Annotated in this window: 23 protein-coding genes and 1 tRNA gene; 10 read left to right on the forward strand and 14 right to left on the reverse strand. The window is 72.2% G+C overall.

Going from position 1 to position 25,155, the window contains the following annotated elements; translation table 11 throughout:
* Window positions 1-51 precede the first annotated feature (51 nt).
* Window positions 52-879 carry a hypothetical protein gene (locus ACFFBG_RS07160; protein WP_375477092.1) on the forward strand — a complete coding sequence of 276 codons (828 nt, stop codon included), beginning with the start codon at window positions 52-54 and terminating at the stop codon, window positions 877-879.
* Window positions 880-958: 79 nt separating this feature from the next.
* On the opposite strand, the gene ACFFBG_RS07165 is transcribed toward ACFFBG_RS07160, so the two are convergent.
* Window positions 959-3,523: a GNAT family N-acetyltransferase gene (locus ACFFBG_RS07165; protein ID WP_375477094.1), complete on the reverse strand. Its 2,565-nt coding sequence runs from the start codon at window positions 3,521-3,523 to the stop codon at window positions 959-961.
* The gene (locus tag ACFFBG_RS07170) at window positions 3,516-4,688 is read right to left on the reverse strand and encodes an acetoin utilization protein AcuC (RefSeq protein ID WP_375477095.1); all 1,173 of its coding nucleotides are present in this window, start codon (window positions 4,686-4,688) and stop codon (window positions 3,516-3,518) included. The genes ACFFBG_RS07165 and ACFFBG_RS07170 overlap by 8 nt, the downstream gene beginning before the upstream one ends.
* 37 nt (window positions 4,689-4,725) lie before the next feature.
* Here ACFFBG_RS07170 and ACFFBG_RS07175 point away from each other — a divergent pair, with 37 nt between their 5' ends.
* On the forward strand, window positions 4,726-5,307 hold the full coding sequence (locus tag ACFFBG_RS07175) for a GNAT family N-acetyltransferase (RefSeq protein ID WP_375477097.1): 582 nt from the start codon (window positions 4,726-4,728) through the stop codon (window positions 5,305-5,307).
* Here ACFFBG_RS07175 and ACFFBG_RS07180 read toward each other — a convergent pair.
* The gene (locus tag ACFFBG_RS07180; protein ID WP_375477099.1) at window positions 5,293-6,429 is read right to left on the reverse strand and encodes a cystathionine gamma-synthase; all 1,137 of its coding nucleotides are present in this window, start codon (window positions 6,427-6,429) and stop codon (window positions 5,293-5,295) included. The two genes, ACFFBG_RS07175 and ACFFBG_RS07180, sit on opposite strands and share 15 nt — an antisense overlap.
* A gap of 32 nt (window positions 6,430-6,461) precedes the next feature.
* Window positions 6,462-7,823, reverse strand: coding sequence for a cystathionine beta-synthase (locus ACFFBG_RS07185; RefSeq protein ID WP_375477101.1), 1,362 nt, complete (start codon window positions 7,821-7,823; stop codon window positions 6,462-6,464).
* A gap of 76 nt (window positions 7,824-7,899) precedes the next feature.
* On the opposite strand from ACFFBG_RS07185, the gene ACFFBG_RS07190 reads away from it, so the two are divergent.
* Both ACFFBG_RS07190 and ACFFBG_RS07195 read left to right on the forward strand, forming a co-directional pair.
* Window positions 7,900-8,946, forward strand: a complete 1,047-nt coding sequence (locus tag ACFFBG_RS07190; protein ID WP_375477103.1) for an SGNH/GDSL hydrolase family protein — start codon at window positions 7,900-7,902, stop codon at window positions 8,944-8,946.
* Window positions 8,947-9,041: 95 nt separating this feature from the next.
* The gene (locus ACFFBG_RS07195) at window positions 9,042-10,262 is read left to right on the forward strand and encodes an acetyl-CoA C-acetyltransferase (protein WP_375477105.1); all 1,221 of its coding nucleotides are present in this window, start codon (window positions 9,042-9,044) and stop codon (window positions 10,260-10,262) included.
* Between the two features lie 274 nt (window positions 10,263-10,536).
* On the opposite strand, the gene ACFFBG_RS07200 is transcribed toward ACFFBG_RS07195, so the two are convergent.
* On the reverse strand, window positions 10,537-11,319 hold the full coding sequence (locus ACFFBG_RS07200) for a Bax inhibitor-1/YccA family protein (RefSeq protein ID WP_375477107.1): 783 nt from the start codon (window positions 11,317-11,319) through the stop codon (window positions 10,537-10,539).
* 206 nt (window positions 11,320-11,525) lie between these two features.
* Between ACFFBG_RS07200 and ACFFBG_RS07205 the strand changes: the two genes are divergently transcribed.
* A complete protein-coding gene (locus ACFFBG_RS07205; protein WP_375477109.1) occupies window positions 11,526-12,833 on the forward strand; it encodes an acyl-CoA dehydrogenase family protein in 1,308 nt (435 codons plus the stop codon).
* 61 nt (window positions 12,834-12,894) lie between these two features.
* Window positions 12,895-14,106, forward strand: coding sequence for an acyl-CoA dehydrogenase family protein (locus ACFFBG_RS07210; protein ID WP_375477111.1), 1,212 nt, complete (start codon window positions 12,895-12,897; stop codon window positions 14,104-14,106).
* Between the two features lie 109 nt (window positions 14,107-14,215).
* Here the strand turns inward: ACFFBG_RS07210 and lon are convergent, their stop codons facing one another.
* Complete coding sequence (gene lon / locus ACFFBG_RS07215) at window positions 14,216-16,558, reverse strand: endopeptidase La (protein WP_375477113.1); 2,343 nt, start codon at window positions 16,556-16,558, stop codon at window positions 14,216-14,218.
* 115 nt (window positions 16,559-16,673) lie between these two features.
* On the opposite strand from lon, the gene ACFFBG_RS07220 reads away from it, so the two are divergent.
* On the forward strand, window positions 16,674-17,414 hold the full coding sequence (locus ACFFBG_RS07220) for an AAA family ATPase (protein ID WP_375477238.1): 741 nt from the start codon (window positions 16,674-16,676) through the stop codon (window positions 17,412-17,414).
* Between the two features lie 35 nt (window positions 17,415-17,449).
* On the opposite strand, the gene ACFFBG_RS07225 is transcribed toward ACFFBG_RS07220, so the two are convergent.
* Together ACFFBG_RS07225 and ACFFBG_RS07230 are read right to left on the reverse strand one after the other, a co-directional pair.
* Entirely contained in the window at window positions 17,450-18,253 is an 804-nt protein-coding gene (locus ACFFBG_RS07225; protein WP_375477115.1) for an LLM class flavin-dependent oxidoreductase, read from the reverse strand.
* 25 nt (window positions 18,254-18,278) lie between these two features.
* A complete protein-coding gene (locus ACFFBG_RS07230; RefSeq protein ID WP_375477117.1) occupies window positions 18,279-19,271 on the reverse strand; it encodes a pirin family protein in 993 nt (330 codons plus the stop codon).
* A gap of 122 nt (window positions 19,272-19,393) precedes the next feature.
* Between ACFFBG_RS07230 and ACFFBG_RS07235 the strand changes: the two genes are divergently transcribed.
* The gene (locus ACFFBG_RS07235; protein ID WP_375477119.1) at window positions 19,394-19,801 is read left to right on the forward strand and encodes a nitroreductase family deazaflavin-dependent oxidoreductase; all 408 of its coding nucleotides are present in this window, start codon (window positions 19,394-19,396) and stop codon (window positions 19,799-19,801) included.
* An 89-nt stretch (window positions 19,802-19,890) separates the two neighbouring features.
* On the opposite strand, the gene ACFFBG_RS07240 is transcribed toward ACFFBG_RS07235, so the two are convergent.
* A tRNA-Leu gene (locus ACFFBG_RS07240) sits at window positions 19,891-19,963 on the reverse strand.
* 75 nt (window positions 19,964-20,038) lie between these two features.
* Here ACFFBG_RS07240 and ACFFBG_RS07245 point away from each other — a divergent pair.
* Window positions 20,039-20,422 carry an acyl-CoA thioesterase gene (locus tag ACFFBG_RS07245; protein WP_375477121.1) on the forward strand — a complete coding sequence of 128 codons (384 nt, stop codon included), beginning with the start codon at window positions 20,039-20,041 and terminating at the stop codon, window positions 20,420-20,422.
* Here the strand turns inward: ACFFBG_RS07245 and ACFFBG_RS07250 are convergent.
* Window positions 20,416-21,255 (reverse strand): uracil-DNA glycosylase, encoded by an 840-nt coding sequence (locus ACFFBG_RS07250; protein WP_375477240.1) that lies wholly within the window; start codon window positions 21,253-21,255, stop codon window positions 20,416-20,418. The two genes, ACFFBG_RS07245 and ACFFBG_RS07250, sit on opposite strands and share 7 nt — an antisense overlap.
* Window positions 21,256-21,411: 156 nt before the next feature.
* Here ACFFBG_RS07250 and ACFFBG_RS07255 point away from each other — a divergent pair, with 156 nt between their 5' ends.
* Window positions 21,412-21,750 (forward strand): DUF4235 domain-containing protein, encoded by a 339-nt coding sequence (locus ACFFBG_RS07255; protein WP_375477123.1) that lies wholly within the window; start codon window positions 21,412-21,414, stop codon window positions 21,748-21,750.
* A 45-nt stretch (window positions 21,751-21,795) separates the two neighbouring features.
* On the opposite strand, the gene ACFFBG_RS07260 is transcribed toward ACFFBG_RS07255, so the two are convergent.
* The 4 genes from ACFFBG_RS07260 to eno are packed head-to-tail and all read right to left on the reverse strand — an operon-like array spanning window position 21,796 to window position 25,052.
* The gene (locus ACFFBG_RS07260) at window positions 21,796-22,755 is read right to left on the reverse strand and encodes an exopolyphosphatase (RefSeq protein WP_375477125.1); all 960 of its coding nucleotides are present in this window, start codon (window positions 22,753-22,755) and stop codon (window positions 21,796-21,798) included.
* Window positions 22,752-23,312, reverse strand: a complete 561-nt coding sequence (locus ACFFBG_RS07265) for a DUF501 domain-containing protein (RefSeq protein ID WP_375477127.1) — start codon at window positions 23,310-23,312, stop codon at window positions 22,752-22,754. The genes ACFFBG_RS07260 and ACFFBG_RS07265 overlap by 4 nt, the downstream gene beginning before the upstream one ends.
* A gap of 34 nt (window positions 23,313-23,346) precedes the next feature.
* Complete coding sequence (locus tag ACFFBG_RS07270) at window positions 23,347-23,748, reverse strand: septum formation initiator family protein (RefSeq protein WP_375477129.1); 402 nt, start codon at window positions 23,746-23,748, stop codon at window positions 23,347-23,349.
* A gap of 2 nt (window positions 23,749-23,750) precedes the next feature.
* Window positions 23,751-25,052 (reverse strand): phosphopyruvate hydratase, encoded by a 1,302-nt coding sequence (gene eno, locus ACFFBG_RS07275; protein ID WP_375477131.1) that lies wholly within the window; start codon window positions 25,050-25,052, stop codon window positions 23,751-23,753.
* Window positions 25,053-25,155 lie beyond the last annotated feature (103 nt).

Consider the following 25,155-nt stretch of genomic DNA (forward strand, 5'->3'; position numbering starts at 1 on the left):
GCGAGCGAAACAATGGTGCACCGCAGGCGAAGCAAGTCACCGAGCGCAGCGATGAGCCCGACCGAGGAGGAGCTGCGCTCCGCCTTGCGTGCTGGCGAGGGCGACGGCGTGGACGCGGATCGTCTGATCAGCAACGCGACGGCGCATCGGCGCCAACGTCGCGTCCGGCTGCTGTCCGGCGCGGCCGCGGCTGTCGTCGTGGCCGCCGGCGCCACCAGCCTCGCGCTGTGGCAGTCCGCGGGCAGCTCGACCAACCGGCACGCCGCCGGAGACGGGCCGAATCCGTCCAGCGCATTGACGTCGCCGAGCCCGCCGACGGCGCGAGCAGGCAGCCCAGGGCGACCGGCCTGCCCGGCGGCCGAACCGAGCACCGCGCGCGCTGGGGCGGCGCAGCCGACGACCGGGCCGCTGTTCGGGGCGCCGGTGACGAGCGTGGTCGTCTGCGCCTACGGCGCCCTCGTGCCGCAGCCCGGCTCGCCGGCGACCTCGACGCCTCAGACTCGGCTCGTGCTGACCGGGGCCGCCGCTCACCTGCTGGTCGACAGCCTCGAGCATGCCGCGTCGATCCGGCCGCAGACGATGTGCCCGATGCTGCGCAGCGTCAACGCGCGTTCGCTCGCGATCTACGGCGTCCAAACCGACGGTTCGACGCTGACGCCGGTCACCGCGTTGATCGGGGCGCCCGCGTGCCAGACGCCGGTCACCAACGGGATCGCGGTCCGCTACGACTGGACCCCGCCCAAACAGCTGGTGCCGACTCTCGACAAGCTCCTGCCGAACCGTGGCGCCACCCCGCCGACGCGGACGTTCCCCACGGCCACGCTGCCCACCGCGACTCAGCCCACCGCGACGGCGCACGGCTCGCCCATCCACTCCTGACAACTCATCGATGATCTCGGCTGGACCGTGCGAAAACGCAGGGTCCAGCCGAGATCATCAACAAAAGAAGTTCAGCAGGTCAGAAGCCGGACAGCCGGCGCGGGCCGGTGTCCGGCCGGGCGTTGGGCGCGCCCAGCCGGATCTGCGCCGCGGTCACCGTCGCGCCCGCGCGCGCCGCGCTGATCGACAGCGTCGCCGCCATCATCTCCGGCAGCGCGTCGGCCAGCGCGGACAGCCGCAGCGCGAGGTCGGCGAGCGCGGCGCGGTCGGTCGGCTCGCGCCCGCCGTATCCGTTCAGCAGCGGGGCCGCCCGCGGCGCGCCGATCAGCTCGACGGCGTCCGCGTCCGTCAGCGGCACCGCGGCGTATGCGCGGTCGCCGAGCAGATCGGTGGCCACCCCGCTCAGCCCGAACGACACCAGCGCCCCGAACGACCGGTCGTCGTGCGCGGACATCGTCACCTCGACGCCGCGCTCGCCCTCCGCACTCGGCCCCGTGGCGGCGGCCCCATCGGCCTGTCGCGCCGCCGCGGGGCCAACTCCGAGGGTGATCCCAGCCGAAGCCAGCAGCGTGCGCGCCTCGTCCTCGTCGAGCTCGCGGCCGGCCGGGACGCCGGCGAGGACCCGGCGGGCGAACACCCGCGCCTCGCCCACCTCCATGCCGTCGAGGGCCGGCACGACGCCCGGCGCCCGTCGCCGCCAGGTGGCATACCTACAGGTACGGGCCAGCGCCCGGACCGCCCGTTCGGGTGACGGGTAGGACGGAATCGAGCCGGGCGCCGGCGACGTGTCGCCGACCGCCGCGAGCCCGCCGGGCACGCCCTCGAAGCCCAAGAACGTCGACAGCACCGGCTTGTCGCCCTCGGCCGCGACCGTGCGCACCGCCACGGCGACCTGTTCCGACGAGCCGCGCTGCAACGGCGGCACGAACACCACCACGACCACGTCCACCTCGTCGTCCGCGAGCGCCGTGCGCAGCGCGGTCTCGAAGACGTCCGACGCCGCGTCCACGCCGACGTCGTCCAACCTGGCCAGCAGCAACCCCTCTTCGGCGAGGGCGTTCGTCACCAGCACGCCGAGCGCGGTCGAGTTGCCCACGACGGCGATCCGGGAGCCGCGCGGCAGCGGCTGAGACGTCAGCAGCAGCGCGACGTCGAACAGGTCGCCGACGGTGTCCACCCGGATCACCCCGGACGCTTCGAACAGCGCGCGCAGGCTCACTTCGGGTACGTCGACGGTGGTGTGCGCCAGGCCGGCGACGACCGGGCCGGCGCCCGCTTTGACTGCCACGATCGGCTTCGTCCGGCCGAGCCGACGGGCCAGCCGGGCGAACTTGCGCGGGTTGCCGAAACTCTCCAGGTACATCAGCACGACATCGGTGGCCGGATCGGTCTCCCAGTACTGCAGCAGGTCGTTGCCCGAGACGTCGGCGCGGTTCCCCGCCGACACGAACGTCGACACGCCGAGCCCGCGGCGCGCCGCCTCGCCGAGCACCGCGACGCCGAGCGCGCCCGATTGGCAGAAGAACCCGGCCCGGCCGGTCAGCGGCGGCAGCGGCGCGAGCGAGGCGTTCAGCCGCACCACTGGGTCGGTGTTGACGATGCCCAAGCAGTTGGGCCCGACGACCCGCATGCCGCGCACCCGGGCCGCGCCCACGAGCTCGCTCTGCGCCTTGCGGCCGGCCTCGCGCTCGCCTGCCGTGCCCCGCTCGCCGAAGTCGCCGGAGATCACGACCAGCCCGTGCACGCCTCGCTCGGCGCACTGGCCGACGACCTCCGGCACGGCGGCCGCGGGCACCGCGATCACCGCGAGGTCGATGTCGTCCGGAACATCCAATACCGAAGGGTATGCACGCACGCCGCCGACGTGCCGGGCCTCAGCGTTCACCGGGTACAGCGGCCCGTCGAGGCCCATCCGCAGCAGGTTGGCGAATACCGCGTGCCCGATCTTGCCGGCGTCGTTGCTCGCCCCGACTACTGCGACCGACTTCGGGTGCAGCAGCCGGGCGATCGAGCGCGCCTCGGCCCGCTGCTCGCGTTCGCGCATCACCGCCTCGGTCACCGTCGTTTCGCCGACGTCGAACTCGAGCGTCACCTCGCCGTACTCCAGGTGCCGAGTCGTCTCGTAGCCCGCATCTCGAAACACGCGGATCATGGCGGAGTTCTCGGCGAGGACCACGGCGACGAACCGGTGGACGCCGCTCTCGCGCGCCGCGGCGGCCAGATGCTCGAGCAGCACTGAGCCGATCCCGCGACCCTGATGCGCGTCGGCGACCACGAACGCCACCTCGGCGTCGTCGCCGCCAGGCGTGCGCTCGTACCGGCCGATTGCGATGATCTCCCCGGCCAGTTCAACGGCGAACGCGACGCGGTGGTGGTGGTCGACGTTGGTGAACCGCCACAGGTCCTTTTCCGGGATCCGGGGATAGGCGGAGAAGTAGCGCAGGTAGCGGGTGCGCTGGGACAGCCCGGCGTGGAAACGCACCACCGCCGCCGCGTCCGTGGGCCGGATCGGCCGCAGGTGCACGATCCCGCCGTCGGCGGCCACGACGTCGGCCTCCCAATGCCGCGGCGGCTCGGGCGGCGGCTCGGGCGGCGGCTCGGGCGGCGGCTCGGGCGGCCCCGCCTCGGGGCTCTCGCTAGTCACGCGGATCGTCCGGATCGAGGCCGAGCAGCGGGAACGCCGCGCGCCGGGTGGCGCCGATGGCGCCGTCCAGCCAGCCGTCGCCGCCCGGCAGCCAGGGCGTCACCTCGGGCACCGGCCGCTCCCCCATCCGCTCCGGCAGCGCGCCCTGCACGCCGCGCGAACGCAGGTGTGCGACCCAGCCCGGCGGCACGGCGGTGTCGGCCGGCACGCCGCGCCCGGTCGCCTCGGCGAGCAGATGCGTCCAGGTGCGCGGCACGCAGCGGATCAGCCCGTACCCGCCGCCGCCCAGAACTAGCCACTTGCCGTCGGCGACCTCGTGCGCGAGGGCGTGCATCTCGGCGATGGCGGCCCGCTGGCCGTCGACGGTCAGCTCGAGGTTCGCGAGCGGATCCTCATGATGGGTGTCGCAGCCACACTGGCTCACGAGCACGTCCGGCCGGAACGCCCGCACCGCGCCCGGCACGACCGCGCGAAAGGCGCGCAGCCAGCCGACGTCGTCGGTGCCCGGCGGCAGCGCGACGTTCACCGAGGTGCCCTCGGCCGCGCCGTTGCCGAGTTCGGACGGCAGGCCGGTGCCTGGGAACAGCGTGCGCGGGTCCTGATGCAGGCTGATGGTGAGCACCCGCGGGTCGTCGTAGAACGCGGCCTGCACGCCGTCGCCGTGGTGCACGTCGATGTCGACGTACGCGACGCGCGCCGCGCCCTCGGCCAGCAGCGTGCGAATGGCGAGCACGGCGTCGTTGAACACGCAGAAGCCGGCGGCGCGGCCGCGCATCGCGTGGTGCAGGCCGCCGGCGATGTTCACCGCGTGCGCCACTTCGCCGCGCCACATCCGCAGCGCTGCCTGCGCAGAGCCGCCGGCGATCAGCGCCGCCGCGTCGTACATGCCGGCGAACACCGGGTCGTCGACGGTGCCGAGCCCGTAGCCGGTGAACGTCGGGTCCGTGCTCGCGGCGCGGACGGCGGCCAGGTAACCGGCGTCGTGGACGGTCAACAGCTGCTGCTCCTCCGCCGGCCGTGGCGAAATCAGCTCGACGCGGTCGAGCACGCCCAGCTCGCGCGCGAGGCGGATGGTGAGATCCAGCCGCACCGGGTTCAGCGGGTGGTCGCCGAAGTCGTAGGCGAGGTAGGCCTCGTCCCAGATCGCGCCCACCGAGCAGTCCACACCTCGACGCTACCTATCCCGGCGCTACTTTGAGCTGATGCTGAGCCCGGGCTACCCGATCCAGACGGATCGGCTGCTGCTGCGTCCGCTCGATCCCGCCACGGACGTCGACGCGGTGCACGACTACGCGTCCCGACCCGAGGTGTGCCGCTACATCCCACGCGGCCCGCGCAGCCGCGAGCAAGTGGTGGAGTGGATGACCCGCGACGCCGCGCGCTCGACCCTCGACGGCGAGGGCCAGGCGCTCAACCTGGCGGTGCTGCTGCGCGACGGCGGCACGCTGGTCGGCGACGTGCTGCTCTTCTACCGCAGCGCGGAGCACCGGCTCGGCGAGATCGGCTACGTCTTCAACCCCGACCACGGCGGCTGCGGTTACGCCACGGAGGCGGGGAGAGCACTGCTCTCGCTCGGTTTCGACGGCTTAGGCCTGCACCGCGTCATCGCGCGCATTGACGCGCGCAACGACCCCTCGGCCGCCGTGCTGCGGCGGCTCGGCATGCGGCAGGAAGCCGTCCTCGTGGAGAACGAGTGGTTCAAGGGCGAGTGGGCAACGGAGATCGACTTCGCGATCCTCGAATCCGAGTGGCGCGCGCTGGGCGAAGGATTACGCGAGGGCTGAGGCGAGGTCGGCCAACAGGTCCTCGACGTTCTCGATGCCGACCGACAGCCGCACGAGGTCGTTCGGCACCTCCAGCGGCGAGCCGGCGACGCTGGCGTGCGTCATCCGCCCGGGGTGCTCGATCAGCGACTCGACGCCGCCGAGCGACTCGCCGAGGGTGAAGACCGACACCAGGCCGCACAGCTTGAGCGCCGTCTCCTCGCCGCCGCGCAGACGGACGGACACCATGCCGCCGAAGCCGCTCATCTGGCGCGCCGCGATCTCGTGGCCCGGGTGCTCCGGCAAACCTGGGTACAGCACCTGGGACACCGCCGGGTGCGCGACCAGGAATTCGACGATCCTCTCGGCGTTCGCGCAGTGCCGGTCCATCCGCACGCCGAGCGTCTTGATGCCGCGCAGCACCAGCCACGCGTCGAACGGCCCGGCCACCGCGCCCATCGCGTTCTGGTGGAATCCGAGCTGCTCGCCCAGCTCGGCGTCGGCCGCGATCAACGCGCCGCCCACTACGTCCGAGTGGCCGCCGAGGTACTTCGTCGTCGAGTGGACGACCACGTCCGCGCCGAGCGCGATGGGCTGTTGCAGGTAGGGCGAGGCGAAGGTGTTGTCCACGACCAGCAGCGCGTCGGCCGCGTGCGCGATCGTGGCCAGCCCGGCGATGTCGGCGATGGCGAGCAGCGGGTTCGTCGGCGTCTCGCACCAGACCACCCGAGTGCTCGGCCGGATCGCCGCGCGGACCGCGTCGAGGTCGCCGAGCGGGACGGCGGTGTACTCCAGGCCCCAGTCCGCGAGCACCCGGGCGACCAGGCGGTACGTGCCGCCGTACGCGTCGCCGGGCAGGATCACGTGATCGCCGGGCCGGCAGACGGCGCGCAGCAGGGTGTCCTCGGCGGCCAGCCCGCTGGCGAACGCAAGCCCGCGAGCGCCGTGTTCGAGCGCGGCGAGCGCCTCCTCGAGCGCGGTGCGGGTGGGATTGGCGCTGCGGCTGTACTCATACCCGCCGCGCAGGCCGCCGACGCCGTCCTGCTTGTACGTCGACGTCTGGTAGATCGGGACGGCCACCGAGCCCGTCGTCGGGTCCGGCTCCTGCCCCGCATGGATGGCCAACGTGTCGAACCCGGTCACGGGTTCGACGCTACTTGACCCCGACCCCCGGCTCAGGCGGACGCCAGGTGGCCGAGCAGGTCCTGGCGGGTCAGCACGCCGGCGGGCTTGCCGTCCACGTGCACGAGCAGCGCGTCGGCCGAGCCGAGCGCGGCCACCGCCGCGCTCACCGGCTCGCCGGAGCCGATGATCGGCAGCGGCTCGGACATGTGCGGCTCGAGGGCATCGGCCAGCGAGGCGGAACCGGCGAACAGCGCCTCGAGCAGCGCCCGCTCGGACACCGACCCGACGACCTCGCCCGCGGTCACCGGCGGCTCGGCGCGCACCACCGGCATCTGCGAGACCCCGTACTCGCGCAGGATGTCGATCGCCTCGCGCACCGTCTCGTTCGGGTGGCCGTGCACCAGCGACGGAGTGTCCCCCGATTTCGAGCGCAGCACGTCGGCGACGGAGATCTGGCCGGCCGAGCCGACGAAGCCGTAGTCCGCCATCCAGCCGTCGTTGAAGATCTTGGACAGGTAGCCCCGGCCGCCGTCGGGCAGCAGCACGACGATCACGTCGTCCGGGCCGCCGGTCGCCGCCACCTCCAACGCCGCGACCACGGCCATCCCGCACGATCCGCCGACGAGCATCCCCTCCTCGCGGGCGAGCCGGCGGGTCATCTGGAAGGACGCCGCGTCGGACACCGCCACGATCTCGTCGCAGATTGTCCGGTCGTAGGTCTCCGGCCAGAAGTCCTCGCCGACCCCTTCGACGAGGTACGGCCGGCCGGTGCCGCCGCTGTAGACCGAGCCCTCCGGGTCGGCGCCGACGATCCGCACCGGGCCCTGCTCCTTGAGGTACCGCCCGGTGCCGCTGACCGTGCCGCCGGTGCCGACGCCGGCGACGAAGTGCGTGATCCGGCCTTCGGTCTGCGCCCAGATCTCCGGGCCGGTCGTCTCGTAGTGCGAGCGCGGGTTGTTGACGTTCGCGTACTGGTTGGGCTTCCAGCCGCCCGGGCGTTCCCGGGCGAGCCGGTCGGAGACGGAGTAGTACGAGCGCGGGTCCTCGGGGGCCACCGCGGTCGGGCAGACGACGACCTCGGCGCCGTAGGCCCGCAGGGTGTCGACCTTGTCCTTGCTCACCTTGTCCGGGCAGACGAACACGCAGTGGTAACCGCGCTGTTGGGCGACGATGGCGAGCCCGACTCCGGTGTTGCCCGACGTCGGCTCGACGATCGTCCCGCCCGGCGCCAGCTCGCCGGACTGTTCCGCGGCGTCGATCATCCGCACGGCGATCCGGTCCTTCACCGAGCCGCCGGGGTTGAAGTACTCGATCTTGGCCAGCACGGTCGGAGCGAGGCCGGCGGTGACCCGGCTCAGCCGCACCAGCGGGGTGTTGCCGATCAGGTCGACGAGGGAGTCGCTATAACGCATGGCCTCAGCGTCCCACGCAGTTCGCCCGACCAAGGCGTGACCGGCGACGGCGGGCGGCCGCGATAATCTCCGGAGAGTGACCCGCCGCCGCCTGCAACGCACCGTCCTGCTGGCCGGCAGCGGTCTGGGCGGCTTGGCGGTGACCGGCGTCGCCGGCTTCCTGGGGGTCATCTGGGGCGAGGTGAAGCTCGCCGAGCGGCGTATCCCGAAGGCGTACGACGACGCGCCGCCCTCGCACAACACCGTCTGGGCGGCCGCCGGGGTGAGCCGCGTCCGCCCGCCGATCCGAATCGCGATGCTCGGCGACTCCACCGCGGCCGGTTACGGCGTGCACCGCGACCTGGACACGCCGGGCGCGCAGATCGCCATCGGCATCTCCGAGGCCGCCCGGCGGCCGGTGCACCTGTCGAATATCGCGGTGGTCGGCGCGGAGTCCGCCGACCTCGCCGTGCAGGTCGAGGCGCTGCGAGCAGCCCGGGGCGACCGCCCGGAGCTGGTCATCATGATGATCGGCGCCAACGACGTCACCGGCGGGATGAAGCCGGCCGACTGCGTGCCCTACCTGGCCGACGCGGTCGACGGCCTGCGCGAGCTGGGCGCCGAGGTCGTCGTCGGCACCTGTCCCGACCTCGGCACGCTGCGGCCGCTCGCCCAACCGCTGCGCTCCTACGCCCGGCGGCTCTCGCGCAACCTCGCCCGCGCGCAGACGGTCGCCGTCGTCGGGGCCGGCGGACGGACGGTGTCGCTCGGCGACCTGCTCGGCCCGCTGTTCACCACGAACCCGGAGTACTTCGCCGAGGACCAGTTCCACCCGTCCGCGGCCGGCTACTTCGAGGCCGCGCAGGCGGTGCTGCCATCCTGCCTGGACGCGCTCGGGCTGCGCACGCGGGCCCGCTCGGCCAGCGCCTTCACGACGCGACGCGTCAAGCCGGTCGAGAGGGCCGCCGCCCAGGCGGTGGCCCGGCCGGGCGCCGAGGTCGTGGCCGCCGAGCGGTTCGGCCGCGCCGAGGGCCGCCGCGGGCCGTTCGCCCAGCTGCGTCGCCGGCGTCCCCGGCGTCCGGCGCTCGCGTCGCCTGAGCAGGCCGTGCCGCTGCCGACGATCGACGGGGCGCACCTGCCCTGACCTCGCCCATCGCCCGGTGGCACCATCGACGACATCGCTGTCGGATCATCGCTGCCGCCGTCGCTCAGCCGCCGGCACCGTCGCCAGGAGCACTCATGCCCGAAGCCGTCATCGTCTCCGCCGCCCGATCGCCGATCGGCCGCGCCGGCAAGGGCTCGCTGGTGTCGATGCGACCGGACGACCTGGCGGCCCAGATGGTGCGCGCGGCGCTGGACAAAGTCCCGCAGCTCGACCCGCGCGACATCAACGACCTGATGATGGGCTGCGGATCGCCGGCCGGCGAGTCCGGCTTCAACATCGCCCGCGCGGTGGCGGTGCAGCTCGGCTACGACTTCATGCCCGGGACGACCGTCCACCGCTACTGCTCGTCCTCGCTGCAGACCACCCGGATGGCGTTTCACGCCATCAAAGCCGGCGAAGGCGACGCGTTCGTGTCCGCCGGCGTCGAAACCGTCTCGCGGTACGCGAACGGCAGCGCCGACGGCTGGCCCAACACGCACAACGAGATCTACGCCGAAGCCGAGCAACGCACCGCGAAGACCGCGGCGTCCGGCGCCGCCCAATGGCACGACCCGCGCGCGGACGGCCTGACGCCCGACGTCTACATCGCCATGGGTCAGACGGCGGAAAACCTGGCGCTGAGCAAGGACGTCAGCCGCGAGGACATGGACCACTTCGGCGTGCGCTCGCAGAACCTCGCCGAGCAGGCGATCGCGAACGGCTTCTGGGCGAAGGACATCACCCCGGTGACGCTGGCCGACGGGACGCTCGTGAGCCGCGACGACGGCCCGCGAGCCGGGGTCACCTACGAGGCCGTGGCGGCGCTCAAGCCGGTGTTCCGACCGGACGGCCGGGTGACCGCGGGCAACTGCTGCGCACTCAACGACGGCGCGGCTGCCCTGGTGATCCTCAGCGACACGAAGGCCCGCGAGCTCGGCCTGATCCCGCTCGCCCGCATCGTGTCGACGGGCGTCACCGGCCTCTCGCCGGAGATCATGGGCTACGGGCCGGTCGAGGCCACCAGGCAGGCGCTCAAGCACGCCGGCATGACGATCGACGACATCGACCTGGTCGAGATCAACGAGGCGTTCGCGGCGCAGGTCATCCCGTCCTACCGGGATCTCGGCGTCGATCCGGACCGGCTGAACGTCAACGGCGGGGCGATCGCAGTCGGGCATCCGTTCGGCATGACCGGCGCGCGGATCACCACGACGCTCATCAACTCCCTCCAGCACCACGACAAGCAGTTCGGCCTGGAGACGATGTGCGTGGGCGGCGGGCAGGGCATGGCGCTGATCGTGGAACGGCTCTCCTGACCGCATTCGCGACCCTGGCAACGACCTGAGCCGAATGGCAATATTTCGGGCCATTCGGACGTATCCGCCGGGCGGGATGACTCGTTGCACCAGGTACAGGCCCGTCCGGGCGCGAGCGGTACCGGAAGGGAACGTCCGGCCGGACCTGTGACACTTTCCGCCGGCGCGAGCACAGCCGAAACGCCGGCCGCCGCGCGCCGCGGACAGCCGAAAGGGCCGGACCCGTTGGGGGGTCCGGCCCTTTGCTCGCTACGTCAGCGTCTGGCGGTGGACGTCATCGGCGGGAGTAGCCGAGCAGCCGCAGGATCTCGATGTAGAGCCAGATCAGCGTCACCGTGATGCCGAAGCTGGCGTACCAGGCGAACTTCTGCGGCGCGCCACGGCGGATGCCCTGCTCGACCATGTCGAAGTCGAGCACCAGGTTCATCGCGGCCAGCCCGATGCACACCAGGCTGAAGACGATCGCGAGCGGACCGCCGGTGCGCAGGCCCAGCCCGCCCGGCGTGAACAAGTACGCGATCAGGTTGACGATCATGAGCCCGAAGACGCCGATGGTCGCGCCCACGATGATGCGGGTGAACTTGGGCGTCACCCGGATCGCGCCGATCTTGTACACGAACAGCATGCCGGCCGCGACCAGCACGGTGCCGGTGACGGCCTGGATGACGATGCCGTGCCAACGCTGCTCGAACACGTGGCTGATCGCGCCGAGCAGGACGCCCTCGAACACCGAGTAGATCAGCGCGGTGGCGGCGCTGACGCGCATGGTGAACGACATGAACAAGCCGAGCCCGAGGCCCGCCATCGCCGAGATGATCACCACTGGCAGGTAGAGCCGGTCCGGCAATGCGACCCAGGCGATCGCGCCGGCCGCGAGGACCGTCGCGAGCATGGCGCCGGTGCGCAGGACGACGTCGTCCAGCGTCAGGTAGCGCTCGTTCGGGCGCGGGCCGGTGTACGCCGGCTTGTCGAACATCCCCTGCAGCTGGGTGGCCGACGGCGGCTGGTTGTTTCCGCCTGCGGCCCGGCCGAAGTTGTTGAGAACGGGGTTGGGCACGGTGGCCGACCTCCCTGGACGATTCGAGTGTTCTGCATCGATGAACGCCTTGGGCGACGCATCCGTTCCGGGATGCGGCACGGCGCCCGCGCCACTGACAATTGCGCCTCGGCCGCCGCCGAGTAGATTTACCTGAAACTAGCTGTACCACTGACTTCATCTCGGGAGTGCGAATGTCTGGCCGCAACCGGCGAGGACGCGACGCGATGGGACTCGGCCTGGCCGCGCTGAACCGGCTGGCCGGGATCGCCGCGATCGACCGGCTCAAGCTGCGCGGGCCGATCGAACGCGCGGTCTTCGAGACCAGCAAGGCGGGCTTTCGCGGGGTCGGCGCGGCGAACCGCACCTTCGCCGCGGCGCAACGTCGGAACAGGGCCGAGCGGCCGGCCAATGCGCCGGGCCGCGATCTGTTCGACCTCACCCCGAGCGATGAGCAGCAGATGATCGTCGAGGCGACCCGCGAATTCGCCGCCGAGCAGCTGCGGCCGTTGGCCGCCGAGGCCGACAACTCCTGCGAGCCGCCGCCGGAGATCCTGAAACGCTCGGTCGCCGAGCTGGGCGTCACCCTCGTCGGCGTGCCGGAGGCGTTGGGCGGTCTGGGCGCGGAGCGCTCGGCCACCACCGGCGTGCTCGTCGCCGAGGCGCTCGCGCACGGCGACATGGGGCTCGCGGTCGCCTGCCTCGCGCCGGCCGCGGTCAGCAACGCGCTGGTCCTGTGGGGCAACGAGGAGCAGCAGAGCACCTACCTGCCGTCGTTCGTCGGCGACGACGTCCCCGCCGCGGCGCTGGCAGTCACCGAGCCGCGGCCGCTGTTCGACCCGTTCGCGCTGCAGACCACCGCGCGCAGGCGGGGCGACGGCTTCGTGCTCGACGGCGTCAAGTCGCTGGTCCCGCGGGCGGCGGTCGCGGAGCTTTTCGTGGTCGCCGCCGACCTCGAGGGGTCGCCCGCGCTGTTCCTGGTCGAGTCCGGCACGTCCGGCGTGCTGATCGAGAGCGAGCCCGCGATGGGCTTGCGCGCGGCGGCGACCGGGCGGCTCGTGCTGACCGACGTCGCGCTGCCGTCCAGCGCCCTGCTCGGCGACGCGGGCCAGCACGAGCCGTCCGATGTGTACGCCGAGTGCATCCGGTTGTCCCGGATCGGCTGGGCGGCGCTGGCCTGCGGCACCGGAAAGGCCGTGCTCGACTACGTCATCCCCTACGTCAACGATCGCGTCGCCTTCGGCGAGCCGATCAGCCACCGCCAGGCCGTCGCGTTCATGGTTGCCGACATCGCGATCGAACTCGAGGGCGCGCGGCTCGCCACCTTGCGCGCGGCGGCCCGCGCCGAGCAGGGCAAGTCGTACGCGCGCGAGTCCGCCATCGCGCGCAAGCTGACCGCTGAATACGGCATGCAGATCGGCAGCAAAGGCGTGCAGCTGCTGGGCGGGCACGGGTTCGTCAAGGAGCATCCGGTTGAGCGCTGGTACCGCGACCTGCGCGCTGCCGGCGTCATGGAAGGCGTGGTGTTGGTCTGACCACGCCACGAAATCGCTCCGCACAAGACGCTCCACGATTCCGAAGGGACCCCGGACAAACATGAGCATCAATCTGGAGACGCCGAAGAAGTTCGGCATGCTCGTGAACCAGGCGCACCAGGTGTCGACGGAGATCTTCCGGCCCATCTCGCGCAAGTACGACCGCGCCGAGCACGAGTACCCGAAGGAACTCGACATGCTTGCCTCGCTCATCGACGGCATGAACGCCTCGGGCGAGACGAACACCGGCGCCGGCGGCGTGCGGCGCGAGACCGGCTCCGCCGACCGCGGCAACCGCAATGGCACCAACATGTCCAGCGTGCTGTCGATCATCGAGGCGTGTTGGGGCGACGTCGCGATGGTGCTGTCCATGCCCCGGCAGGGGCTCGGCAACGCCGCGATCGCCTCGGTCGCGAACGACGAGCAGCTCGAGCGCTTCAACGGCGTGTGGGCATCGATGGCGATCACCGAGCCGAGCTTCGGCTCGGACTCCTCAGCCGTGAAGACGACCGCCGTGCGCGACGGCGACCACTACGTCATCAACGGCGAGAAGATCTACGTGACAGCCGGCGGCCGGTGCGATGCCGTGGTTGTCTGGGCCTCGCTCGACCGGTCGCTGGGCCGGGCCGCGATCAAGTCCTTCGTAGTCGAGAAGGGCACGCCCGGCATGGTCGTCGAACGGCTCGAGCACAAGCTCGGCATCCGCGCGTCGGACACCGCGACGATCACCTTCACCGACTGCCGGGTGCCTGCGGAGAACCTGCTCGGCTCGCCGGAGATCGAGGCCGACCAGGGCTTCGCCGGCGTCATGCAGACCTTCGACAACACCCGTCCCCTGGTGGCCGGGATGGCCGTCGGCTGCGCACGGGCGGCGTTGGACGAGACCGAGGACCTGCTCAAGCGCGCCGGGGTGGAGATCGACTACGACCGGCCGGCGCTCTCGCAGCACGCGGCCGCCGCGACGTACCTGCAGCTCGAGGCCGACTGGGAGGCCGCGTACCTGCTGACGCTGCAGGCGACGTGGCTGGCCGACAACAACAAGCCGAACTCGCTGCAGGCCTCGATGGCCAAGGCCAAGGCCGGCCGCGTCGGCACCGAGATCACGCTGCGCTGCGTGGAGCTCGCCGGCACGCTCGGCTACAGCGAGGACTCGCTGCTGGAGAAGTGGGCGCGCGACTCGAAGATTCTGGACATCTTCGAGGGCACCCAGCAGATCCAGCAGCTGATCATCGCCCGCCGGCTGCTCAACAAGTCCTCCGCCCAGCTCAAGTAGGTACCGGCGCCCGTCAGTGGTCAGTTGCGCGCGTCAGTGGTCGCTCCGAGCTGACCACTGAGCCCTCAAAACTGACCACTGACAAAGGAACCTGAGCGGGTCGGGCCGATCAGGCGGCGATCGTCGCTGCGGATCCTGACGCGACCGCCTCGAGCGCGACGGCCAGGATCTCTGCGACGTCGCCGACCGGGCGCACGTCCAGCTCCGCCAGCACCTCAGCCGGGACGTCGTCCAGGTCCGGCTCGTTGCGCAGCGGGATGAAAATCGTCTTCAGCCCGGCCCGCTGTGCCGCGAGCAGCTTCTGCTTCACCCCGCCGATCGGCAGCACGCGTCCGTTCAGCGTCACCTCGCCGGTCATGCCGACGTCCGAGCGCACCGGCCGTCCGGTCGCGAGCGACGCCAGCGCGGTCACCATCGTGACGCCTGCGGACGGTCCGTCCTTCGGCACCGCGCCGGCCGGCACGTGCAGGTGGACAGCGCGGTCGAAGGCCGTCGGGTCGACGCCGTGCTCGGCGCCGTGCGAACGCAGATAGCTCAGCGCGATGTGCGCGGACTCCTTCATCACGTCACCGAGCTGCCCAGTCAGGGTCAGCCGTGGCTCGGAACCGGTCGTCGCGGCTGTGGACGCGGCCTCGATGAACAGCACGTCGCCGCCTGCCCCCGTCACCGCCAGCCCGGTGGCCACGCCGGGCACCGCCGTCCGCTCCGCCGACTCCGGCAGGAACCGCGGCCGGCCGAGGAACTCCGTGAGGTTGTCCTCGTCCACCGCGACGTTCGTGACGTCGTCGGCGGCGAGCCTGGTCGCGACCTTGCGCAGCACGCGGGCGATCGCCCGCTCGAGCTGGCGCACGCCGGCCTCGCGGGTGTGCTCGCCGGCGATCCGACGCAACGCGCCCTCGCTGACCGAGACCTCCGCCGGCTCGAGCGCGGCTCGCGACAGCTGCCTGGGCAGCAGATGCGTGCGGGCGATCGAGACCTTGTCGTCCTCGGTGTAGCCGTCGAGCGTCACGACCTCCATGCGGTCGTACAGCGCCGCCGGGATCGTGTCGGCGACGTTCGCGGTCGCCAGGAACAGCACGTCCGAGAGGTCGAGGTCGACCTCGAGGTAGTGGTCGCGGAACGTGTGGTTCTGCGCGGGGTCCAGCACCTCGAGCAGCGCGGCGGCCGGGTCGCCGCGATAGTCGGAGCCGATCTTGTCGATCTCGTCCAGCAGCACCACCGGGTTCATCGAGCCGGCCTCGGTGATGGCGCGGACGATCCGGCCGGGCAGCGCGCCGACGTACGTGCGCCGGTGCCCGCGGATCTCGGCCTCGTCGCGCACGCCGCCGAGGGCGACGCGGACGAATTTGCGCCCGAGAGCGCGGGCGACCGACTCGCCGAGCGAGGTCTTGCCGACGCCAGGCGGGCCGACGAGCGCGAGCACCGCGCCGGAGCCGCGGCCGCCGATGATCTCCAGCCCGCGAGACGATCGACGGGCGCGCACGGCGAGGTACTCGATGATGCGGTCCTTCACGTCGTCAAGGCCGTGGTGATCGGCGTCGAGGATGTCCCGCGCGCCGGCGAGGTCGGTGTTGTCGGTGGTCCGCTCGGACCACGGCAGGTCGAGCACGGTGTCCAGCCAGGTGCGGATCCAGCCGGATTCCGGGCTTTGCTCGCTGGCCCGCTCGAGCTTGCCGACCTCGCGCAGCGCGGCCTCGCGCACATTGTCCGGCAGGTCGGCGGACTCGACGCGGGCCCGGTAGTCCTCGGACCCCTCGGGTTCCCCTTCGCCCAGTTCCTTGCGGATGGCGGCGAGCTGCTCGCGCAGCAGGAACTCGCGCTGCCGCTTGTCCATACCTTCGCGTACGTCGTCGCGGATCTTCTCGGTGACCTCGAGCTCGGCGAGGTGCTCGCGTGCCCAGCCGGAGACGCGTTCGAGCCGGATGGCGACGTCCGGCGTCTCGAGCAGCTCGCGCTTCTGCTCGTCGGTGAGGTACGGCGCGTAGCCGGCCATGTCGGCGAGCTCGGAGGGGTCGGTCAGCTTCTGCACGCTGTCGACGACCTGCCACGCGTTGCGCCGTTGCAGGATCGCCACGACCAGCTGCTTGTACTCATCTGCCGCGGCGCGCACCTCATCGGTGACCGGCGCGTCCTCGACGATCTCGGCCTCGACCCACAGCGCCGCGCCGGGGCCGGCGACGCCGGAGCCGATCCGGGCTCGGCGGCCGGCGCGCAGCACGGCCGCGGCGGCGCCACCGGGCAACCGGCCGACCTGCTCGATCGTGGCGAGCACGCCGTAAACCGGGTAACGGTCGGCGAGCCGCGGAGCGAGCAGCAACTCGCCGTCGGAACCGGCGCGCGCGGCGTCGATCACCGCGCGGGCGTCGCCGTCGAGCTCGACCGGCACGACCATGCCGGGCAACACCACGAGGTCGGGGACGGACAGGATCGGCAGGGTCAACGGTTCGGACATGAACAGCCTCGATTCTTGAGTCTTGTCTGCTCAACCCGGGCGTCGGCACGGCTGTTCCGACCGGCGTCCGCCCACAGCGAACGCCGCCGTCTGCCAGGCTGGCGAGGTGTTCGAGCTGCCCGTCACCGCGGTGCGCTTCGACCGACAAGCCGCGGTCGGCATCACGCCCGAACACTGGCCCGGCACGATCGCGGCCGTCCGGCAGCTGATGTCGGACGGCCTCACGCTCGACCGGGTGACCGTGCTGGTCGGCGAGAACGGGTCGGGCAAGTCGACGCTCGTCGAGGCGATCGCCCAGGCATACGGGCTCGCACCCGAAGGCGGCTCGACCGGGGCCAGGCACAGCACCCGGGAGTCCGAGTCGCCGCTGCACCGCGCCCTCGTGCTCCGCCGCGGCATCGGCGCGTCGCGCTGGGGATTCTTCCTGCGCGCCGAGACGATGCACGGCTTCTTCACCTACCGCGAGCGCAACCCGTCTGGCGCGCTGTTGAGCGACGACGCCATCGTGGCCGAGCAATTCCACGAGATGTCGCACGGCGAGTCGTTCCTGGAGATCCTCGCCGACCGCTTCGACGACGCCGGGCTATACGTGCTCGACGAGCCGGAGTCCGCGTTGTCGTTCGCCGGCTGCCTCGCGCTCGTCGGCCTGCTGCACCGCATCGGCCAAAGCCCGGCGCGGCAGGCGATCGTCGCCACGCACTCGCCGATCGTGGCCGCCGTCCCCGGCGCGACGATCCTTGAGGTGGGCGAGTGGGGTCTGCGCCGGGTCGCGTGGGAGGACCTCGAGCTGGTGCAGAACTGGCGCGACTTCCTCGGCGATCCGTCGATCTTCCTGCGGCAGGTCCTCGACGACTGAGCGGGTACGGACGACTGAGCGGGTACGTATGTGTCTCAGCCGCGCAGCAGCGGACGCACCTGCTCCCCGAGCAGCCTCGCGAAGTCGGTCAGCGGCCGCGAGGCGTCGCCGACGGCCAGCACCGCCACCGCCGTGGCGCCGGCGGCCGCCAGCGCGTCGACGGCCGCGGCGATCTGCGACGCAGGCATGTCGCCCTCGACGGTGAGGAACGAGACGACCTCGACCGGCCCGGACAGGTCGCCGGCGGCCCGGCCCCGCGCCACGTGCCCGAGGGTTGCCGGCAGGGCTTCGGCGCTCGCCTCACCGGTGAGGATGACGCCGTCGCCGAGCCGGCCGGCGAGCTCGAGCGTCTTGGGCCCCACCGCGCCGATGAGCAGCGGCGGGACCTCGACCGGCGGCCACGCGAGCCGGACATCGTCCAGCGAGACGTACCGCCCGGCCGTCGTCACCGCCGCGCCGGCGAGCAGCGCCCGCAAGGCGACGGCATGCTCCTCGAGCAACGTCATCGGCGACGCCGCCCGGACGCCGGCCTGCCCCATCCAGTCGAGCACCCCGTGGCCGATGCCGGGCCGCAGCCGTCCCGGGAACATCCGCGCCAGCGTCGCGAGCTCCATCGCGGTCAGCGCCACGTTGCGCAGCGGCGCCGGCAGCAGCCCGATGCCCACCGCGATCCGGGTCGTGGCGGCGAGCGCGGCGCCGGCCGGGCCGACGCCGCTCTCGGCGAAGCAGTCCTCCCACAGCCAGAGCTCGTCGACGCCCGCGTCGTCGGCAGCCCGGGCGACGTCGAGCAGCTCTTCGGGCGGGCGGCTGGGCGGGAAGATCACACCGAGGGCTGCCATGCGCGCCAGTATGTCGCGCTCGGGGCTACCGCCGCGGGTCGCGGCTGCCGCGGTAGACGTGCGGCATGATCGCGTCCGGCGGGATCACGCCGAGGCGCCCCTGCTGGTAGTCCTCGAGCGTCTGGACGAGCTCTGCACGGGTGTTCATGACGAACGGGCCGTACTGGACCATCGGCTCGCCGATCGGTTCGCCGCCGAGCAGCAGCACCTCCAGCGAGCTCGTCCGGCTGTCCTGCCTCGCCTCGGCCGCGACGGTGATTCGGTCCCCTGCGCCGAACACCGCCAGTTGGCCGGCGCGGATCGGCTCGCCCTTCGCCCCGACCGTCCCGGCGCCGGCGAAGACGTAGGCCAGCGCGTTATAGCTCGGCTGCCACGGCAAGGACAGTCGCGCGCCCGGCGCGATCGACGCGTGCAGCATCGTGATCGGCGAGTGCGTCGAGCCCGGGCCCACGTGGCCGTCGACCTCGCCGGCGATCACCCGCAGCAGCGCGCCGCCGTCGGCACTGGCCAACAGCAGCAGGTCCTTCGCGTCGACCGGCTGGTAGGCGGGCGTGGTGAACTTCTTCGCGGCCGGCAGGTTCACCCACAACTGGAAGCCGTTGAACAGACCGCCTTGCTCGACGAGTCGCTCCGGCGGGGTCTCGATGTGCAGCAGGCCGGCGCCCGCGGTCATCCACTGCGTGGACCCTTCGTGGATGACGCCGCCGCCGCCGTGGGTGTCCTGGTGGATGAACTCGCCGTCGATCAGATACGTGACGGTCTCGAAGCCGCGGTGCGGGTGCCAGTTGGTGCCCTTGGGCTCGCCGGCGGCGTAGTCCACCTCGCCCATGTGGTCCATCATGATGAACGGGTCGAGGTGCTGGTAATCGATGCCGGCCATCGTGCGGCGGACCGGGAAGCCTTCGCCCTCGAAGCCCTGGGGGCCGGTCGAGATGCCCAGCACGGGCCGCTCGGTGTCGCCGAGACCCGCGTCGGCGACGCGGGGCAGAACCAAGGTGTCCGCGGTGACGGCAGCCATCGGAGTCCTCCTAGAAGTGATTGCATCTGCAACTGTTGGCGGAACGCGTGCCGCCGGGAGGGTATTCCGGTAGAACCGACCACAGCACCCGATCACCCACCCGAGGGAGAGGACGACACGCGATGCCGCTGTACGGCAAGGAGCATGTCGAGCGCTACCAGGAAACCGACGGCCGCGAGGGCTACGACTGGGAAAAGGGAACGACGATCCTCTTGCTCTACACGAAGGGCCGCAAGTCCGGGCAAGAGCGCGTGCACCCGCTCATCTTCCGCGAGTGGGAGGGCGACTACCTGATCGTGGCGTCGAAGGGCGGCGCTCCGGAGCCGCCGGAGTGGTTCCTGAACCTCGAGCAAACCCCCGACGTCGAGGTGCAGATCAAGGGCGACCGGTTCGCCGCCAAGGCGCGCACGGCCTCGCCGAGCGAGAAGCCGTCTCGCTGGCAGGCGATGGTCGACGTGTGGCCGGACTACTCCGAGTACCAGAAGAAGACCGATCGCAACATCCCGGTGGTCATCCTCGAGCGCGCCTAGCGCCTCGGCCACGCTTCTCCTGGTTCCGTGTCGCTCGTTTCGGGCCCGGTTTCGGACCGCACGGAACCAGGAGAACGAAAGTCAGGTCGTGCCCCCGGTCGGACTCGAACCGACACTGGAACCCTTTTAAGGGGTCTGCCTCTGCCATTGGGCTACGGGGGCGTGGGCCCATTCTCGCCGAACCGCGGTGCGCGCCTGTCGCCGACGCGGAGCGCGACCCGGTGCCAGACTGCGCGGGTGAGCACGTGGTCCGCGCCGGTGCGCTACGCCGAGGTCGACCAGCAGGGCATCGTGTTCAACGCCCACTACCTGCTGTGGTGTGACGAGGCGTTGGCGGCCTGGTGCGCCGAGCTCAATCTGCAACGCTTCGCCGAGTCGGTTCGGCTGGTGACCTCGACGTTGACCTGGTCGGGGCCGGCGCGATGGGGCGACGTCGTCGAAGTGGACGCCGCGTGCACCCGGGTCGGCACGACCAGCGTCGGGTTGCGCTTCGACGTCCGGGCCGGCGGCCGGCCCTGCTGTCGAGTCGAGACGACCTACGTCTACGCGGACGCGGCGGGCGAGAAGCAACCGATCCCGCCGGACCTCCGCGAGCGCCTACTGAGCCCGCCCGCCTACTGATCCGGCCCGCCGACCAGGCCGGCGAGCTCCGCCGCGCGGGCGAGCACGCCGTCCAGCATCGGCTCGGTGAGGCGGCCGGTGAACGTGTTCTGCTGGCTGACGTGGTAGCAGCCGAGCACCGTCCGGCCCGCGACCTCCACCTCGACGCCGTGGCCGAACACCGGCACGCGGGGCGGCAGCTCGACGCCGGCTGCACGCAGCGCCGGCCACAGCGCGGCCCAGCCGAACCCGCCCAGCACCACGACCGCGCGCAGCTGCGGCCACACGAGCTCCAGCTCACGAGCGAGCCAGGGGCGGCAGGCGTCCCGCTCTGCCGGCGTCGGCTTGTTCGCCGGCGGCGCGCAGCGCACTGGCGCGGTGATCCGCGCACCGCGCAGTTCGAGCCCGTCGTCGAGCACGGTCGAGGTCGGTTGGCTGGCGAGCCCGACGCGATGCAACGCGGCGTAGAGCCAGTCGCCGCTTCGATCGCCGGTGAACATCCGGCCCGTGCGGTTGGCGCCGTGGGCTGCCGGCGCCAGGCCGAGCACGAGCACCCGCGGCGTCCGGGCGCCGAACGACGGCACGGGGCGACCCCAGTACTGCTGATCGGCGAAGGCGCGCCGCCGCTCACGGGCGACCTGCTCGCGCCAGGCGACCAGCCGCGGGCAGGCGATGCAGACGCTCACCCGCGCCTGCAGCTGCGGCTCGCTCGCCGCGCCCGCTAGCGCCTCGACGTCCGCGGGTGTCCGGGCGACCGGCGTGCCCGGCCGCGCCGGGTCGCCCGGCCATACGCCGACGGGCGCGGCCCCCCAAGTTCCGGTCGCACCGCCGCCGGTCGCGCCGCCGCCGGTCACGCCGCCCCCCGTCGCGTCGCCCCCCGTCGCGTCGCCGCCTGTCACGCCGTTGGCCCCGCCATGCCGCTAGCTTCGCAGGGTGAGCCCGGCACGCGGCTGGGTAGGTAAGCCGGCAGGCACCACCCGAGAGCAGGCACCACCCGAGAGGAGTGCGCGATGGCGGCAGGCGCGAAGATCGGCATCAAGGTGATCAGCATCGTCATCGGCATCCCGGTCGGCATCGCGACGCGCAAGATCGTCGAAAAGGCGTGGGAGACGGCGCGGCCGGAAGCTCCGCCGCGCAAGCCCACTGACGCCGACGTGCACTGGTCTGACGCCGTCGCGTGGGGCGCGCTCTCGGCCGTCGGGATCGTCGTGGCCGATCTGCTGACGCGGCGCAGCGCGGAGGCCGCCTATTCCGCGATCACCGGCAATGCCGCTCCGCCGCCGAAGCCGTCCAAGGGGTCGAAGAAGCTGCAGCAGGCGGCGGAGAAGTCGCCGGCGACCAACGAGTGATCACCGCAGGCCCCATCACCGCAGGCGCGGTCACCGAAAGCCCAATCACCGAAAGCTGAGCGCGAGCCCGTCCAGGATGTCGTGCTCGCTGACGATCACCTCGGACACGCCGATCTCGTCGACCAAGGTCCGCAGCACCAGCGCGCCTGCGCCGATCACGTCCACTCTGCCCGGATGCATGACAGCCAACGCGGCCCGCTGCTGCCGGGTCATGCCGAGCAGCCGCTCGGTCACGGCGCGCACCTGACCGGCGGCCACGACCGAACCGTTGATGACGTCCGGGTCATAGGCGCCAAGTCCCAACGCGATGGCGGCGACTGTGGTGACCGTGCCCGCGACGCCGACGAACGGCACGTCGGCGTCAAGCGGCACGTCCGCTCGCGCGCGCTCGAGCGCCGACCGCACGTCGCGCTCCGCTGCGGCGATCTGCGCGCCGGTCGGCGGGTCGTCGGCGAGATGCCGTTCGGTCAGCCGCACGCAGCCGACGTCCATGCTGTGCGCGCGCAGCGCGGCGAGGTCGCGCAGCTCGCCGCGCACGAGCTCGGTCGAGCCGCCGCCGATGTCGGTGACCAGCAGCGGGCCGGAAGCCTGCGGCAGCACGCTGGCCGCGCCGGTAAACGACAGCGCGGCCTCCTCCTGACCGGTGATCACTTCGGGCTCGGCGCCCAGTTCCGCGCGCACCATGGCGCGGAACTCGTCGCGGTTGGCGGCGTCGCGGGTGGCGCTCGTCGCCACCATCCGGACGCGCTGCGCGCCGAGGTCGCGGATCTGCGCGGCGTAACCGGCGAGCGCAACGCGGGTCCGTTCGATCGCCTCGGGCGCGAGCCGGCCAGTGCGGTCGACGTCCTGCCCCAGCCGGACGACGCGCATCTCCCGGACGACATCCACGAGCCCGCCGTCGACTCTCCCGCCGTCGACCAAGTCGGCGACGAGCAGCCGGATCGAATTCGTGCCGCAGTCGATGGCCGCGACCCGGTCCGGGTGGCCGGCGGCAGCGCCGCTCACGACCCGGCCCGCCGGTCAGCGTCCTCAGCCGGGAACGCAGCGGCGTCCGCAGCCGGGACCGCAGCGGCGTCGACACACGGTCCCGCGGCCCACCACGGCGGCAGCGCGGCGAGCGCCTCGTCGCCGAGCGGGTTGACACCAGGCCCGACGGCGAGCGAGTGCGCCACCAGCACGTGCAGGCACTTCACCCTGGTCGGCATCCCGCCGGCGCTCACGCCGGCGATCTCGGGCACGTGGCCAAGCTGGTCGCGGCGGGCCAGATAGCTCGCATGCGCGGCCTGGTAGGCGGTGGCCAACGCGTCGTCGCCAGCCAGTCGGACGGTCATCTCGCGCATCAGGCCGCTGGCCTCCAGCCGGCCGACAGCGGCTGCCGCGCGCGGGCAGGTGAGGTAATACAGCGTGGGAAACGGCGTGCCGTCCGGCAGCCGCGGCGAGGTCTCGACGACGTCGGGCAAGCCGCAGCGGCAGCGATGCGCGACTGTGCGGATCGCCCGGGCCGGGCGGCCCAGCTGGCGTCCGACGATCTGTCGGTCGACGTCGGCGAGGGGCTCGGTCACCGGCGCTGTCCTCGCTGCGAGCTCGGCACGGCGGTCAGCCGGCGGCGGCTCGGACGGAGTCCCACAGCCGCGTGTTCCAGGCCGGCCCGACCGCTTTGCGTCCGCCCTGGCCGGCCGTCGTCGCGAGGTTGGATCGCTGACCCTTGTCGACGACGACGTAGACGGTGTCGCCCGGCATCGCGAACTGCAGCCTGGCGCGCGCCTGGCGCTGGATGTAGCCGGGATCGCCCCACCGCAGGCGCTGCTCGGCAAGCGAGCGGAGAGCTGCGCGATCGGCGTGCAACTGCGCGGCGGCGGCCCCGATGTCGCTGCGGCTGCGCAGGAAGCGGTGGACCGGCGGGGCGAGCAGGACCACGAGCAACACCACCAGCGCGCCGAGCACGAGCGCCCGCCCGGTCAGCACCGGCCGGCCGGCTGCGCTGCGGCGTCGGGCCACGCTCAGCCCTGCGCCGGCGTGAACGCGACGGGCAGGTAGCGCGGGAACGCGCCGGCGCCCGCGTAGCGCGCGGCGTCGTCGAGCTCGTCCTCGATACGCAGGAGCTGGTTGTACTTCGCGACGCGCTCGCTGCGCGCCGGGGCGCCGGTCTTGATCTGTCCGCAGTTCACCGCGACCGCGAGGTCGGCGATCGTGGTGTCCTCGGTCTCGCCGGAGCGGTGGCTCATCATGCAGCGGTAGCCGTGCCGGTGGGCGAGGTCGACGGCGTCGAAGGTCTCGGTGAGGGTGCCGATCTGGTTGACCTTGACGAGCAGCGCATTGGCCGCGCCGGCCTCGATGCCGCGGCCGAGGCGTTCGGGGTTGGTGACGAACAGGTCGTCGCCGACCAATTGCACCCGCTCGTCGAGCTCGCCGGTGAGCGCCACCCAGGCGTCCCAGTCGTCCTCGCTGAGCGGGTCCTCGATCGACACGATCGGGTAGCTGTCGACGAGGTCGGTGTAATACGCGATCATCTGATCGGCCGACTTCGCCGCGCCCTCGAACTGGTAGCTGCCATCGGAGTGGAACTCGGTGGCCGCGACGTCGAGGGCGAGCGCGATGTCGACTCCGGGGGTCAACCCGGCTTGGCCGACGGCTTCGACGATGAGGTCGAGCGCAGCGCGGTTGGAGTCGAGGTCGGGCGCGAAACCGCCTTCGTCACCGAGGCCGGTCGACAGCCCGCGGGACTTCAGCACCGCCTTCAACGCGTGATACACCTCAGCGCCGGTGCGCAGCGCCTCGGCGAACGTCGGCGCGCCGATCGGCGCGATCATGAACTCCTGCACGTCGACGTTCGAGTCGGCGTGGGCGCCGCCGTTGAGGATGTTCATCATCGGCACCGGCAGCAGGTACGCGTTCGGGCCGCCGAGGTAGCGGAACAGCGGAAGCTCAGCCGACGACGCGGCCGCTTTGGCCACGGCGAGCGAGACGCCGAGCAGCGCGTTGGCGCCGAACTTGCTCTTGTCCGGCGTCCCGTCGAGATCGCGCAGGGCCTGGTCGAGGATGCGTTGCTCGCTGGCCTCGAGGCCGATCACCTCGGGGGCGATGTCGTCCATGACGGCCGCGACGGCCTTCTCGACGCCCTTGCCGCCGTAGCGGGCGCCGCCGTCACGCAGCTCGACGGCCTCGAACGCGCCGGTCGACGCGCCGCTCGGCACGGCCGCGCGAGACAGCGTGCCGTCGTCGAGCGCGACTTCGACCTCGACCGTGGGGTTGCCGCGCGAATCGAGGATCTCGCGCGCGCCTACGGCGTCGATGCTCGCCACCGGAACTTCCTTTCGACTGGAGAAGCCCGACCTTAGCGGCGCGTTCCGCGCCGCCGACGGTGCCCCGCCGCGGGCCGGCAGGTCGGCGTCGTCGCGCAGAATC

The sequence above is a fragment of the uncultured Jatrophihabitans sp. genome (genome assembly GCF_964251945.1).
In the GTDB taxonomy this organism is placed as follows: domain Bacteria; phylum Actinomycetota; class Actinomycetes; order Mycobacteriales; family Jatrophihabitantaceae; genus Jatrophihabitans.

Excerpts from the sequence above, each read along its gene's own strand:
- ACFFBG_RS07205 (WP_375477109.1), top strand. The coding sequence starts at position 11,526 with ATGGGACTCGGCCTGGCCGCGCTGAACCGGCTGGCCGGGATCGCCGCG.
- ACFFBG_RS07230 (WP_375477117.1), bottom strand. The coding sequence starts at position 19,271 with ATGGCTGCCGTCACCGCGGACACCTTGGTTCTGCCCCGCGTCGCCGAC.
- ACFFBG_RS07195 (WP_375477105.1), top strand. The coding sequence starts at position 9,042 with ATGCCCGAAGCCGTCATCGTCTCCGCCGCCCGATCGCCGATCGGCCGC.
- ACFFBG_RS07235 (WP_375477119.1), top strand. The coding sequence starts at position 19,394 with ATGCCGCTGTACGGCAAGGAGCATGTCGAGCGCTACCAGGAAACCGAC.
- ACFFBG_RS07210 (WP_375477111.1), top strand. The coding sequence starts at position 12,895 with ATGAGCATCAATCTGGAGACGCCGAAGAAGTTCGGCATGCTCGTGAAC.
- ACFFBG_RS07255 (WP_375477123.1), top strand. The coding sequence starts at position 21,412 with ATGGCGGCAGGCGCGAAGATCGGCATCAAGGTGATCAGCATCGTCATC.
- ACFFBG_RS07225 (WP_375477115.1), bottom strand. The coding sequence starts at position 18,253 with ATGGCAGCCCTCGGTGTGATCTTCCCGCCCAGCCGCCCGCCCGAAGAG.
- ACFFBG_RS07185 (WP_375477101.1), bottom strand. The coding sequence starts at position 7,823 with ATGCGTTATAGCGACTCCCTCGTCGACCTGATCGGCAACACCCCGCTG.
- lon (WP_375477113.1), bottom strand. The coding sequence starts at position 16,558 with ATGTCCGAACCGTTGACCCTGCCGATCCTGTCCGTCCCCGACCTCGTG.
- ACFFBG_RS07160 (WP_375477092.1), top strand. The coding sequence starts at position 52 with ATGAGCCCGACCGAGGAGGAGCTGCGCTCCGCCTTGCGTGCTGGCGAG.
- ACFFBG_RS07175 (WP_375477097.1), top strand. The coding sequence starts at position 4,726 with ATGCTGAGCCCGGGCTACCCGATCCAGACGGATCGGCTGCTGCTGCGT.